The following is a 12169-nucleotide window of genomic DNA, read 5'->3' on the forward strand; positions in this document are numbered from 1 at the left end:
GAGGATTCAAGATGGCTACTGGAAAGATTATCCAGGTAATCGGCGCCGTGGTGGACGTCGAGTTCCCTCAGGATGCCGTACCAAAAGTGTACGATGCCCTTGAGGTAGAAAACGGCACCGAAAAACTGGTGTTGGAAGTTCAGCAACAGCTGGGCGGTGGCGTGGTTCGCTGTATCGCAATGGGGACCTCCGACGGTCTGCGTCGCGGTCTGAAAGTGAACAACCTGGACCACCCGATTGAAGTGCCGGTGGGTAAAGCGACCCTGGGCCGTATCATGAACGTATTGGGTCAACCGATCGACATGAAAGGCGACATCGGCGAAGAAGAGCGTTGGGCGATTCACCGCGCGGCACCAAGCTACGAAGAGCTGTCCAGCTCCCAAGAACTGCTGGAAACCGGTATCAAGGTAATGGACCTGATTTGTCCATTCGCCAAGGGCGGTAAAGTCGGTCTGTTCGGCGGTGCGGGCGTAGGTAAAACCGTAAACATGATGGAGCTGATCCGTAACATCGCGATCGAGCACTCCGGTTATTCCGTGTTTGCGGGCGTGGGCGAGCGTACTCGTGAGGGTAACGACTTCTACCACGAAATGACCGACTCCAACGTTCTGGACAAAGTATCCCTGGTTTACGGCCAGATGAACGAGCCACCAGGTAACCGTCTGCGCGTTGCGCTGACCGGTCTGACCATGGCGGAGAAATTCCGTGACGAAGGCCGCGACGTTCTGCTGTTCGTTGACAACATCTACCGTTACACCCTGGCTGGTACCGAAGTGTCCGCACTTCTGGGCCGTATGCCATCCGCGGTAGGTTATCAGCCAACGCTGGCGGAAGAGATGGGCGTTCTGCAAGAACGTATCACCTCGACCAAGACCGGTTCGATCACTTCCGTACAGGCCGTTTACGTTCCTGCGGATGACTTGACTGACCCGTCTCCAGCCACCACCTTTGCGCACTTGGACGCAACCGTGGTACTGAGCCGTAACATCGCTTCTCTGGGTATCTACCCGGCCGTTGACCCGCTGGATTCCACCAGCCGTCAGCTGGATCCGCTGGTAGTTGGCCAGGAGCACTACGACGTAGCGCGTGGCGTGCAGTCCATTCTGCAACGCTACCAGGAACTGAAAGATATCATCGCGATCCTGGGTATGGACGAGCTGTCTGAAGAAGACAAACTGGTCGTATCCCGTGCGCGTAAGATCCAACGCTTCCTGTCTCAGCCGTTCTTCGTGGCAGAAGTCTTCACCGGTTCTCCGGGCAAGTTCGTATCGCTGAAAGACACCATCCGTGGTTTCAAAGGCATTATGGACGGCGACTATGACCACCTGCCGGAGCAGGCGTTCTACATGGTTGGCACCATTGAAGAAGCAGTGGAAAAAGCCAAGAAACTGTAACGCCTTGAGAGGAGGGTGATATGGCTATGACTTACCATCTGGATGTAGTCAGCGCGGAAAAACAGATGTTTTCCGGCCTGGTGCAGAAGATCCAGGTGACAGGCAGCGAAGGTGAACTGGGGATCTTCCCTGGCCATGCGCCGCTGCTGACTGCCATCAAGCCTGGCATGGTGCGTATTGTTAAGCAGCACGGTGAAGAAGAGTTCATCTACCTGTCCGGCGGCATCCTCGAGGTGCAGCCGAGCGTGGTTACCGTGCTGGCGGACACTGCTATCCGTGGTACTGACCTCGACGAAGCGAGAGCGTTGGAAGCTAAGCGTAAAGCTGAAGAACACATTCGCAGCTCTCATGGCGATGTCGACTATGCTCAGGCATCCGCTGAACTGGCGAAAGCGATCGCAAAACTGCGCGTTATCGAGCTCACCAGAAAAGCGATGTAATGTTTGGGTGCATAGCACCCAACTTTAAGAAAGCGGCCTATAGGGTCGCTTTTTTTTTACTTTAAAATAAGCATTTCAGCCCGGCGTGCAGAGTGGTGTATAACCCCTGATATCGGGAAAGAAACGTCGCCGATCGCCGACAATTTTTTCGCCCCGGCGCCGAATTGGCCGCGATAGCGGCAGGCCAAGGCCCACGCGGTCTGCGCCGGGTTCGTGCAGAGAAATATGTAGTAATATCGTCGCTAAACGGTTTTACTTTCGTCTATCAAAATGGAGTTATCAGGTTGCTTATGTCGAACAGCGCAATGAGCGTGGTTATCCTCGCCGCGGGCAAGGGTACGCGCATGTATTCCGATCTTCCCAAAGTGTTGCACCCGTTGGCCGGCAAGCCGATGGTGCAGCACGTCATTGACGCCGCGATGAAGCTGGGTGCGCAACAGGTTCACCTGGTATACGGCCACGGTGGCGATCTGTTGAAAAGCACGTTGACTGACGGCGCGCTGAACTGGGTACTGCAGGCCGAGCAACTGGGTACCGGTCATGCAATGCAGCAGGCCGCGCCACATTTTGCCGACGATGAAGACGTGCTGATGCTGTACGGCGACGTGCCGTTGATCTCCGTCGATACGCTGCAACGCCTGTTGGCGGCCAAGCCGCAGGGCGGCATCGGCCTGCTGACGGTCAAGCTGGATGACCCGAGCGGCTATGGCCGCATCGTTCGCGAGAACGGCGACGTGGTGGGCATCGTAGAGCATAAAGACGCCAGCGAAGCGCAGCGTCAAATCAACGAGATCAATACCGGCATCCTGGTGGCGAATGGTCGAGATCTGAAACGCTGGCTGGGAATGTTGAATAACGACAACGCCCAGGGCGAGTTTTACATTACCGATATCATTGCGTTGGCCCATGCCGACGGCAAGAAAATCGAAGCCGTGCACCCGTCGCGTCTGAGCGAAGTGGAAGGCGTGAACAACCGCCTGCAGCTGGCGAGCCTGGAGCGTGTATTCCAGTCGGAACAGTCTGAAAAACTGCTGTTGGCCGGTGTGATGCTGCTGGATCCGGCGCGTTTCGATCTGCGCGGGGAACTTGTTCACGGTCGCGACATCACTATTGATGCGAACGTGATTATCGAAGGCCGCGTCAAGCTGGGCGACCGGGTGAAAATCGGCGCCGGCTGCGTGCTGAAAAACTGCGTGATCGGTGATGACTGCGAGATCAGCCCTTACAGCGTGCTGGAAGACAGCGTGTTGGCAGCCGAGTGCACCGTGGGGCCGTTCGCCCGCCTGCGCCCTGGCGCGGAGCTGGCGGTAGGTGCTCACGTCGGCAACTTCGTGGAAATGAAGAAGGCGCGTCTGGGCAAAGGCTCCAAGGCCGGTCACCTCAGCTACCTGGGCGATGCCGAAATTGGCGATGACGTGAATATTGGCGCCGGCACCATCACCTGCAACTACGATGGCGCCAACAAGCACAAGACGCTGATCGGCGACGGCGTGTTCGTCGGTTCCGATACTCAGCTGGTGGCGCCGGTGTCGGTCGGCAAAGGCTCCACCATCGCCGCCGGCACCACGGTGACGCGCGATATCGCCGAGAACGAACTGGTGCTGAGCCGCGTCAAGCAGGTGCATATTCAGGGCTGGCAACGTCCGGTGAAGAAGAAGTCATAGTGTGTTTTGCGTTGGGCTCCGTTCACGAGCCCAATACAAAACATAATAACCCCACCATCTACAGGCTCGGGGCTGCACGGTAAAAACCGGCAAAAATCAGGTCAAGGCATCGAAAGCGCCCATGAAGGGCGTTCATTAGGAATACAACTGATGTGTGGAATTGTAGGCGCAGTAGCGCAACGTGATATCGCAGAAATCCTGTTGGAAGGTTTACGTCGTCTCGAGTACCGCGGTTATGACTCCGCCGGTCTGGCGGTGGTCGACGCGCAGGGCAACGTCAGTCGCCTGCGTCGCGTAGGCAAGGTGCAAAAACTGGCCGAAGCGGCGGAGCAGACCGATCTGCACGGCGGTACCGGCATCGCTCACACCCGTTGGGCAACGCACGGTGAACCGACCGAAGCGAACGCGCACCCGCATGTTTCCGACTACATTACCGTGGTGCATAACGGCATCATCGAAAACCACGAACCGCTGCGCGAACTGCTGATCGAACGCGGCTACCGCTTCAGTTCTGAAACCGATACCGAAGTGATCGCCCATCTGGTGCACTGGGAACAGCTGCAGGGTGGTACGCTGCTGGAAGTGGTTCAGCGCGTGATCCCGCAGCTGCGCGGTGCCTACGGCACCGTGGTGATGGACAGCCGCGATCCGAGCGTGCTGGTCGCTGCGCGCTCCGGCAGCCCGCTGGTTATCGGCCGCGGCGTCGGGGAAAACTTCATCGCTTCCGATCAGCTGGCGCTGCTGCCGGTGACTCGTCGCTTCATCTTCCTGGAAGAGGGCGACGTGGTGGAAGTGACTCGCCGCACCGTCAACATCTTCGACAAGCAGGGCAACGCCATCGAGCGCCCTGAGATCGAATCCCAGGTGCAGTATGACGCCGGCGACAAAGGCGCTTACCGCCACTACATGCAAAAAGAGATCTACGAACAGCCGCTGGCGCTGAAAAACACCCTGGAAGGGCGTTTCAGCCATGGCCAAATCAACCTGAGCGAGCTGGGCCCACACGCCGACGAGTTGCTGGCCAAGGTGCAGCACGTGCAGATCATCGCCTGCGGGACGTCTTACCACTCCGGCATGGTGGCGCGTTACTGGTTCGAAGCGCTGGCCGGCGTGCCGTGCGACGTCGAGATCGCGTCCGAATTCCGTTACCGCAAATCGGCGGTGCGTCCGGGCAGCCTGATCATCACCCTGTCGCAGTCCGGCGAAACCGCCGACACCCTGGCGGCGCTGCGTCTGTCCAAAGAGCTGGGCTATCTCGGTTCGCTGGCCGTTTGTAACGTTGCCGGCTCTTCGCTGGTGCGCGAATCCGATCTGGCGCTGATGACCAAAGCCGGTACGGAAATTGGCGTCGCCTCGACCAAAGCCTTCACCACTCAGCTTACCGTGCTGTTGATGCTGGTGGCGCGCCTGGGCCGCCTGAAAGGCATGGCGGAAAGCGTGGAGCAAGAGATCGTGCACGGCCTGCAGGCGCTGCCGGCGCGCATCGAGCAAATGCTGTCGATGGATAAACAGATCGAAGCGCTGGCGGAAGGTTTCTCCGACAAGCACCATGCGCTGTTCCTCGGCCGCGGCGATCAGTATCCGATCGCCATGGAAGGGGCGCTGAAGCTGAAAGAGATCTCCTATATTCATGCTGAAGCTTATGCGGCGGGCGAGTTGAAACACGGCCCACTGGCGCTGATCGATGCCGATATGCCGGTGATCGTCGTGGCGCCGAACAACGAACTGCTGGAAAAGCTGAAGTCCAACATTGAAGAAGTGCGCGCGCGCGGCGGTCAGCTGTACGTGTTCGCCGATCAGGACGCCGGTTTCGTCAGCAGCGAAGGCATGACCATCATTCCTCTGCCGCACGTCGAGGAAATCGTGGCGCCTATCTTCTACACCGTGCCGTTGCAGCTGCTGTCTTACCACGTGGCGCTGATCAAAGGCACCGACGTTGACCAGCCGCGCAACCTGGCGAAGTCTGTCACCGTAGAGTAATTTGCCGCAGGTAAACTGCAAAAGCCGGCCTTCGCGCCGGCTTTTTTCATGAGCGACGTAAAAGATGACGGCGAGGTTGATTCGGCGATAAAGGTTGTCATATTCAAGCGGATAGGTCGCGCCAAAACGGTTTTTTTATTGTTTGGCAATTGCGCTGTTTTTAATCTAACGAATTGATTTATAAGTAAACAAACACCATTCAGACAGGCTGTAATATAACTGTCATATTGCGTACATTTTTCTGTCACCAAACTGTCCTATTTTCCCTCCTGCAGCAATACTTACTCTGATTAAAACGACTCGAAGTCGATTTTAAATATCCCATTAGGAGGGATTATGAAACTGATGCGTACCACCGTCGCCAGTATTGTGGCAGCGACCTTCTCCCTGACCGCCGTGTCCGCGTTCGCTGCTGCCAGCCTGACCGGTGCAGGTGCGACATTCCCCGCTCCGGTTTACGCCAAGTGGGCAGATTCTTATCAGAAAGAAACCGGCAATAAAGTTAACTATCAGGGCATCGGCTCCTCTGGCGGCGTGAAGCAAATCGTGGCCAACACCGTTGACTTTGGCGCCTCCGACGCCCCGCTGTCTGACGACAAGCTGGCGGCCGATGGCCTGTTCCAGTTCCCGACCGTGATCGGCGGCGTGGTGCTGGCCGTGAATATCCCGGGCATCAAATCCGGCGAACTGACTCTGGACGGTAAAACCCTGGGTGATATCTACCTGGGCAACGTCAAAAAATGGAACGATCCGGCTATCACCAAGCTGAACCCTGGCGTGAAACTGCCTGACCAGAACATCGCCGTGGTGCGCCGCGCCGACGGTTCCGGCACCTCGTTCGTGTTCACCAGCTACCTGTCCAAGGCCAACGCGCAGTGGAAAGAGAAGATTGGTGCCGGTTCTACCGTTAACTGGCCGACCGGTCTGGGCGGCAAAGGCAACGACGGCATCGCCGCCTTCGTTCAGCGTCTGCCTGGCTCTATCGGCTATGTAGAATACGCGTACGCCAAGCAGAACAACCTGGCTTACACCAAGCTGATTTCCGCCGACGGCAAACCGGTCAGCCCGACCGAAGAGAGCTTCAGCAACGCCGCCAAAGGCGCGGATTGGAGCAAAACCTTCGCTCAGGATCTGACCGATCAGAAAGGCGACAACGTGTGGCCAATCACCTCCACCACCTTCATTCTGGTGCACAAAGAGCAGAAAAACCCTGCTCAGGGTGCCGAAGTGCTGAAGTTCTTCGACTGGGCCTACAAAACCGGCGGCAAACAGGCTAACGAGCTGGATTACGCCACCCTGCCGAAAGAAGTGGTTGAGCAGGTGCGTGCAGCCTGGAAAACCAACGTAAAAGACAGTTCAGGTAAAGCGCTGTACTAACAACGCAGGGGCGCGGGTTCGCCGCGCCCCACAAGTTCTTCAGGCTCCAATCCCGGTTGGGGCTGCCAGGGTTCAAACAGAGAGTAATCTATGGCTGAGTACAAGCCGACCATCAAAGCACCGGGCAAAAACGGTGACATCATTTTCAGCGCGCTGGTGAGACTGGCTGCGCTGATTACCCTATTGTTGCTGGGCGGCATCATCGTTTCGCTGATCTTCGCCTCCTGGCCAAGCATGCAGAAATTCGGCTTCGCTTTCCTGTGGACCAAAGAGTGGGACGCGCCCGCGGAGCAGTTCGGCGCGCTGGTGCCGATCTACGGCACCGTGGTCACCTCGCTTATCGCGCTGATCATCGCCGTGCCGGTCAGTTTCGGCATCGCGCTGTTCCTGACCGAACTGGCGCCGAACTGGTTGAAGCGGCCGCTGGGCATCGCCATTGAGCTGTTAGCGGCCATTCCGAGCATCGTCTACGGCATGTGGGGCCTGTTCGTGTTCGCCCCGCTGTTCGCCGAATATTTCCAGACGCCGGTGGGCGAAGTGCTGTCGGGCATTCCGATCGTCGGCGAGCTGTTCTCCGGCCCGGCCTTCGGCATCGGCATCCTGGCCGCCGGGGTGATCCTGGCTATCATGATCATTCCTTACATCGCCGCGGTGATGCGCGACGTGTTCGAACAGACCCCGGTGATGATGAAAGAGTCGGCCTACGGCATCGGCTGCACCACCTGGGAAGTCATCTGGCGCATCGTGCTGCCGTTCACCAAAAACGGCGTTATCGGCGGCGTGATGCTGGGCCTGGGCCGCGCGCTGGGGGAAACCATGGCGGTGACTTTTATCATCGGCAACACCTACCAGCTCGACAGCGCTTCGCTGTATATGCCGGGCAACAGCATCACCTCGGCGCTGGCCAACGAATTCGCCGAAGCCGAGTCCGGCGTGCACACCGCCGCGTTGATGGAGCTGGGCCTGATTCTGTTTGTTATCACCTTTATCGTGCTGGCGCTGTCGAAACTGATGATCATGCGTCTGGCCAAGAATGAGGGGCGTTAACATGGCGACGATGGATATGCAAAACGCAGTCGTGCTGGCGGAAAGCCGCCGCAAAATGCAGGCCTGGCGCCGGCAGAAAAACCGCCTCGCGCTGTTCTTGTCGATGGCGACCATGGCGTTCGGGTTGTTCTGGCTGATCTGGATCCTGATTGCCACCGTCACCAAAGGCTTCGACGGCATGTCGCTGGCGCTGTTCACCGAGATGACCCCGCCACCGAACACCGCGGGCGGTGGCCTGGCCAACGCCATCGCCGGCAGCGGCCTGCTGATCCTGTGGGCGACCATCTTCGGTACGCCGCTCGGCATCATGGCCGGCATCTATCTGGCGGAATACGGCCGCAAATCCTGGCTGGCGGAAGTGATCCGCTTTATCAACGACATTCTGCTGTCCGCACCGTCGATCGTGGTGGGCCTGTTCGTTTACACCATCGTGGTGGCGAAGATGGAACACTTCTCCGGCTGGGCCGGCATCGTGGCGCTGGCGCTGCTGCAGGTGCCGATCGTCATTCGCACCACCGAGAACATGCTGAAGCTGGTACCGGATACGCTGCGCGAGGCCGCCTACGCTCTGGGCACGCCGAAATGGCGCATGATTTCCGCCATCACGCTGAAGGCGTCGGTGTCTGGCATCATCACCGGCGTGCTGCTGGCGATTGCGCGCATCGCGGGGGAAACGGCGCCGCTGCTGTTCACCTCGCTGTCGAACCAGTTCTGGAGCACCGACCTGATGCAGCCGATCGCCAACCTGCCGGTGACCATCTTCAAATTCGCCATGAGCCCGTTCGCCGAATGGCAACAGCTGGCCTGGGCCGGGGTACTGTTGATCACCCTGTGCGTACTGTTACTGAATATCCTGGCGCGCGTGATTTTCGCCAAGAAAAAGCATTCATAAAATTTTGAGCGCCGCTTTGGCGGCGCTGATGAAAAGAGAGAAGTCTTGATGAGTATGGTTACTGACGCTTCCAGCAGCAAAATTCAGGTACGCGATCTGAACTTCTACTATGGCAAATTCCATGCGCTGAAGAACATCACGCTGGATATTGCCAAGAACAAGGTCACCGCGTTTATCGGCCCGTCCGGCTGTGGCAAATCCACCCTGCTGCGTACCTTCAACAAGATGTACCAGCTGTACCCGGAACAGCGTGCGGAAGGCGGCATCCTGCTGGATGGCCAGAACATCCTGACCGACAACTCGGATATCGCGCTGCTGCGCGCCAAGGTCGGCATGGTGTTCCAGAAGCCGACGCCGTTCCCGATGTCGATTTACGACAACATCGCCTTCGGCGTTCGCCTGTTTGAAAAGCTGTCGCGCGCCGATATGGACGAGCGCGTACAGTGGGCGCTGACCAAAGCGGCGCTGTGGAACGAAACCAAAGACAAGCTGCACCAGAGCGGCTACAGCCTCTCCGGCGGCCAGCAGCAGCGTCTGTGCATCGCCCGCGGCATCGCCATTCGTCCGGAAGTGTTGTTGCTGGATGAGCCTTGCTCGGCGCTGGATCCGATCTCCACCGGCAAGATTGAAGAGCTGATCAGCGAGCTGAAGGCCGACTACACCGTGGTGATCGTGACGCACAACATGCAGCAGGCGGCGCGTTGCTCCGACTCTACCGCATTTATGTACCTGGGCGAGCTGATCGAGTTCAGTGATACTGATAACCTGTTCACTGCGCCGCAGAAAAAGCAGACTGAAGACTACATCACTGGCCGTTATGGTTGATAGGAAGCATCATGGATAACCTGAATTTAAACAAACATATTTCCGGCCAGTTCAACGCAGAGCTTGAGCATATCCGCACCCAGGTGCTGACCATGGGCGGGCTGGTGGAGCAGCAGCTGACCGACGCCATCACCGCGATGCACAATCAGGATGGCGAGCTGGCCAAGCGCGTGATCGAAGGCGACGCCAAGGTCAACATGATGGAAGTGGCGATCGACGAAGCCTGCGTGCGCATCATCGCCAAACGCCAGCCGACCGCCAGCGATCTGCGCCTGGTCATGGCGATCATCAAAACCATTTCCGAGCTGGAACGCATCGGCGACGTGGCGGACAAAATCTGCCGCACTGCGCTGGAGAAGTTCTCGCACCAGCACCAGCCGCTGCTGGTGAGCCTGGAGTCGCTGGGGCGCCACACCGTGCAGATGCTGCACGACGTGCTGGACGCCTTTGCGCGCATGGATCTGGACGAGGCGATCCGTATTTACCGCGAAGATAAAAAGGTCGACCAGGAATACGAAGGCATCGTGCGTCAGCTGATGACCTACATGATGGAAGACTCGCGCACCATTCCGAGCGTGCTGACCGCGTTGTTCTGCGCCCGTTCTATCGAGCGCATCGGCGACCGCTGCCAGAACATCTGCGAATTTATCTTCTATTTCGTCAAAGGGCAGGATTTCCGTCATCTGGGCGGCGACGCCTTGGAAAAGCTGCTGTCTCCAGGCGGTAAAGACGAAAAGGACGACTAACCCTTTCCGGGTAATATCCTTCGAAGGCGCGGTTTCCCGCGCCTTTATTCCATCTTCAGCGCGTAAAGATAAAAAGGTTATAAATATAGCTTTTTATATTATTTCCTGACCTATGTGGCGCTTGCTAGCTTATCCGCCAGCAGGACATCAACCACTTAGGAGCTCTCTATGAAACATCGCGCTTTGGCCTTAACGTTGTTAGCCAGTCTGACCGGCCTCGCCGCCGGCGCCGCGCACGCGGACAAACTTGACGATATCAAGCAAGCCGGCGTGGTGCGCATCGCGGTGTTCGACAGCAACCCGCCGTTCGGCTACATCGATCCGCAGAGCAAGAAGCTGGTGGGTTACGATGTGGATGTCGCCGACGCGATCGGCAAAGCGCTGGGCGTGAAAGTGGAGCTGCGCGCCACCAACCCGGCTAACCGCATTCCGCTGCTGGTGTCGAAGAAGGTTGACCTGATCGCCGCCAACTTCACCATTACCGACGAGCGCGCCAAGGAAGTGAACTTCAGCGTGCCGTATTTCGCCACCGGCCAGAAATTCATCGCTCGCAAAGGCGTGCTGAAAACGCCGGAAGACATCAAGAAGCTGCGCATCGGCGCGGACAAGGGCACGGTGCAGGAAATCACCCTGCGCGAGCGTTTCCCGACGGCGAAAGTGATCTCCTACGATGACACCCCGCTGGCGTTCGTGGCGCTGCGCAATGGCAACGTACAGGCGATCACTCAGGACGACGCCAAGCTGGTTGGCCTGCTCGGCAATCTGCCGGCGGCACAGAAGGCCGAGTTTGAGATTTCGCCGTTCAGCCTGACCAAAGAGTATCAGGGTGTCGGCATTCCCAAAGGCGAAGATCGCCTGACCGCCGCGGTGAACGAGACGTTGATCAAGCTGGAAAAAGACGGTGAAGCAGTTAAGATTTACGATCGCTGGTTCGGGCCGGAAACCCAATCCGCCCAGCCGCGCGGCGATTTCAAAATCGCGCCTTTGGATCAGCAACCGAAAGCCTGATGTAACCGCGCGCGGTGAGATCGGTACGGAGGGGCGCAGCTTGCTGCGCCCCTGATGCATTCTGCAAGACAAGGATTGAACATGAACCTGGACTGGCTGCTGGCGCCGCAATACCTGAGCTGGCTGTGGCACGGTTTTCTGCTGACGCTGTGGCTTTCCGCCTGCGCGGGCCTGGCGGCCACGTTGCTGGGCTTTGTGCTGGCGGCGATGCGCGACAGCAGCCTGCGGCCGTTGCGCTGGCTGGCGATGGGCTACAGCTCGCTGTTTCGCAATACGCCGCTGCTGGTGCAGCTGTTCTTCTGGTACTTCGCCGCCGGGCAGATCCTGCCTTCCGCCGCCATGCAGTGGCTGAACAGCACCCATCAGGTCGGCCCGCTTGAGTGGCCGTCGTTCGAGTTTCTCGCCGGTTTCTTCGGCCTGACGCTCTATTCCACCGCCTTTATCGCCGAAGAGATCCGTTCCGGCATTCGCGGCGTCGCCGGCGGGCAGAAATATGCCGCTCAGGCGCTGGGGCTGACCGGTTGGCAGGCGATGCGCTACGTGGTGCTGCCGCAGGCGCTGAAAATCGCGCTGCCGCCGCTGCTGGGCCAATACATGAACGTAATCAAAAACTCGTCGCTGACCATGGCGATCGGCGTTGCCGAACTCTCTTACGCTTCGCGTCAGGTCGAAACCGAAACGTTGCGCACCTTCCAGGCGTTTGGCGTGGCGACGGTGCTGTATATCGCCATTATCGCGCTGCTGGAAGGCTGGGGCATGTGGCGCCAACAGCGTAAACCGCTGGGAGGACATTGAG

The 12169-nt window shown here is 58.3% G+C and carries 11 protein-coding genes; all 11 read left to right on the plus strand.

The genetic code is table 11. The features are described 5' to 3' along the window. Positions 1-11 precede the first annotated feature (11 nt). The 11 genes from atpD to ATE40_RS20840 all read left to right on the plus strand — a co-directional run bounded on the left by atpD (position 12) and on the right by ATE40_RS20840 (position 12168). Complete coding sequence (gene atpD, locus ATE40_RS20790) at positions 12-1394, plus strand: F0F1 ATP synthase subunit beta (protein WP_004933813.1); 1383 nt, start codon at positions 12-14, stop codon at positions 1392-1394. 20 nt (positions 1395-1414) lie between these two features. Beyond that, positions 1415-1834, plus strand: a complete 420-nt coding sequence (locus ATE40_RS20795; protein WP_004933814.1) for a F0F1 ATP synthase subunit epsilon — start codon at positions 1415-1417, stop codon at positions 1832-1834. 290 nt (positions 1835-2124) lie between these two features. Beyond that, the gene (gene glmU, locus ATE40_RS20800; protein WP_063918283.1) at positions 2125-3498 is read left to right on the plus strand and encodes a bifunctional UDP-N-acetylglucosamine diphosphorylase/glucosamine-1-phosphate N-acetyltransferase GlmU; all 1374 of its coding nucleotides are present in this window, start codon (positions 2125-2127) and stop codon (positions 3496-3498) included. Positions 3499-3648: 150 nt separating this feature from the next. Next, positions 3649-5478, plus strand: coding sequence for a glutamine--fructose-6-phosphate transaminase (isomerizing) (glmS, locus tag ATE40_RS20805; RefSeq protein ID WP_025160296.1), 1830 nt, complete (start codon positions 3649-3651; stop codon positions 5476-5478). Positions 5479-5814: 336 nt separating this feature from the next. Continuing rightward, complete coding sequence (pstS, locus tag ATE40_RS20810) at positions 5815-6855, plus strand: phosphate ABC transporter substrate-binding protein PstS (RefSeq protein ID WP_063918282.1); 1041 nt, start codon at positions 5815-5817, stop codon at positions 6853-6855. A gap of 90 nt (positions 6856-6945) precedes the next feature. Then, a complete protein-coding gene (gene pstC / locus ATE40_RS20815; protein ID WP_004933822.1) occupies positions 6946-7902 on the plus strand; it encodes a phosphate ABC transporter permease PstC in 957 nt (318 codons plus the stop codon). Between the two features lies 1 nt (position 7903). Then, positions 7904-8794, plus strand: a complete 891-nt coding sequence (gene pstA / locus ATE40_RS20820; protein WP_019455481.1) for a phosphate ABC transporter permease PstA — start codon at positions 7904-7906, stop codon at positions 8792-8794. Between the two features lie 54 nt (positions 8795-8848). Next, a complete protein-coding gene (gene pstB, locus ATE40_RS20825) occupies positions 8849-9619 on the plus strand; it encodes a phosphate ABC transporter ATP-binding protein PstB (protein ID WP_016929614.1) in 771 nt (256 codons plus the stop codon). Positions 9620-9630: 11 nt separating this feature from the next. Beyond that, positions 9631-10365 carry a phosphate signaling complex protein PhoU gene (gene phoU, locus ATE40_RS20830; RefSeq protein WP_004933833.1) on the plus strand — a complete coding sequence of 245 codons (735 nt, stop codon included), beginning with the start codon at positions 9631-9633 and terminating at the stop codon, positions 10363-10365. A gap of 168 nt (positions 10366-10533) precedes the next feature. Further along, positions 10534-11373, plus strand: a complete 840-nt coding sequence (locus ATE40_RS20835) for an ABC transporter substrate-binding protein (protein WP_019455482.1) — start codon at positions 10534-10536, stop codon at positions 11371-11373. 81 nt (positions 11374-11454) lie between these two features. Next, positions 11455-12168 (plus strand): amino acid ABC transporter permease, encoded by a 714-nt coding sequence (locus ATE40_RS20840; RefSeq protein WP_019455483.1) that lies wholly within the window; start codon positions 11455-11457, stop codon positions 12166-12168. The last annotated feature ends 1 nt before the right edge of the window (position 12169 follow it).

Origin of the sequence: Serratia surfactantfaciens (assembly GCF_001642805.2) — a bacterium.
In the GTDB taxonomy this organism is placed as follows: domain Bacteria; phylum Pseudomonadota; class Gammaproteobacteria; order Enterobacterales; family Enterobacteriaceae; genus Serratia; species Serratia surfactantfaciens.

What these genes read in the sequence shown, in the direction of transcription:
- ATE40_RS20835 (WP_019455482.1), top strand. Translation starts at nt 10,534, where the DNA reads ATGAAACATCGCGCTTTGGCCTTAACGTTGTTAGCCAGTCTGACCGGC.
- ATE40_RS20795 (WP_004933814.1), top strand. Translation starts at nt 1,415, where the DNA reads ATGGCTATGACTTACCATCTGGATGTAGTCAGCGCGGAAAAACAGATG.
- atpD (WP_004933813.1), top strand. Translation starts at nt 12, where the DNA reads ATGGCTACTGGAAAGATTATCCAGGTAATCGGCGCCGTGGTGGACGTC.
- pstB (WP_016929614.1), top strand. Translation starts at nt 8,849, where the DNA reads ATGGTTACTGACGCTTCCAGCAGCAAAATTCAGGTACGCGATCTGAAC.
- pstA (WP_019455481.1), top strand. Translation starts at nt 7,904, where the DNA reads ATGGCGACGATGGATATGCAAAACGCAGTCGTGCTGGCGGAAAGCCGC.
- glmU (WP_063918283.1), top strand. Translation starts at nt 2,125, where the DNA reads ATGTCGAACAGCGCAATGAGCGTGGTTATCCTCGCCGCGGGCAAGGGT.
- glmS (WP_025160296.1), top strand. Translation starts at nt 3,649, where the DNA reads ATGTGTGGAATTGTAGGCGCAGTAGCGCAACGTGATATCGCAGAAATC.
- phoU (WP_004933833.1), top strand. Translation starts at nt 9,631, where the DNA reads ATGGATAACCTGAATTTAAACAAACATATTTCCGGCCAGTTCAACGCA.
- pstS (WP_063918282.1), top strand. Translation starts at nt 5,815, where the DNA reads ATGAAACTGATGCGTACCACCGTCGCCAGTATTGTGGCAGCGACCTTC.
- ATE40_RS20840 (WP_019455483.1), top strand. Translation starts at nt 11,455, where the DNA reads ATGAACCTGGACTGGCTGCTGGCGCCGCAATACCTGAGCTGGCTGTGG.
- pstC (WP_004933822.1), top strand. Translation starts at nt 6,946, where the DNA reads ATGGCTGAGTACAAGCCGACCATCAAAGCACCGGGCAAAAACGGTGAC.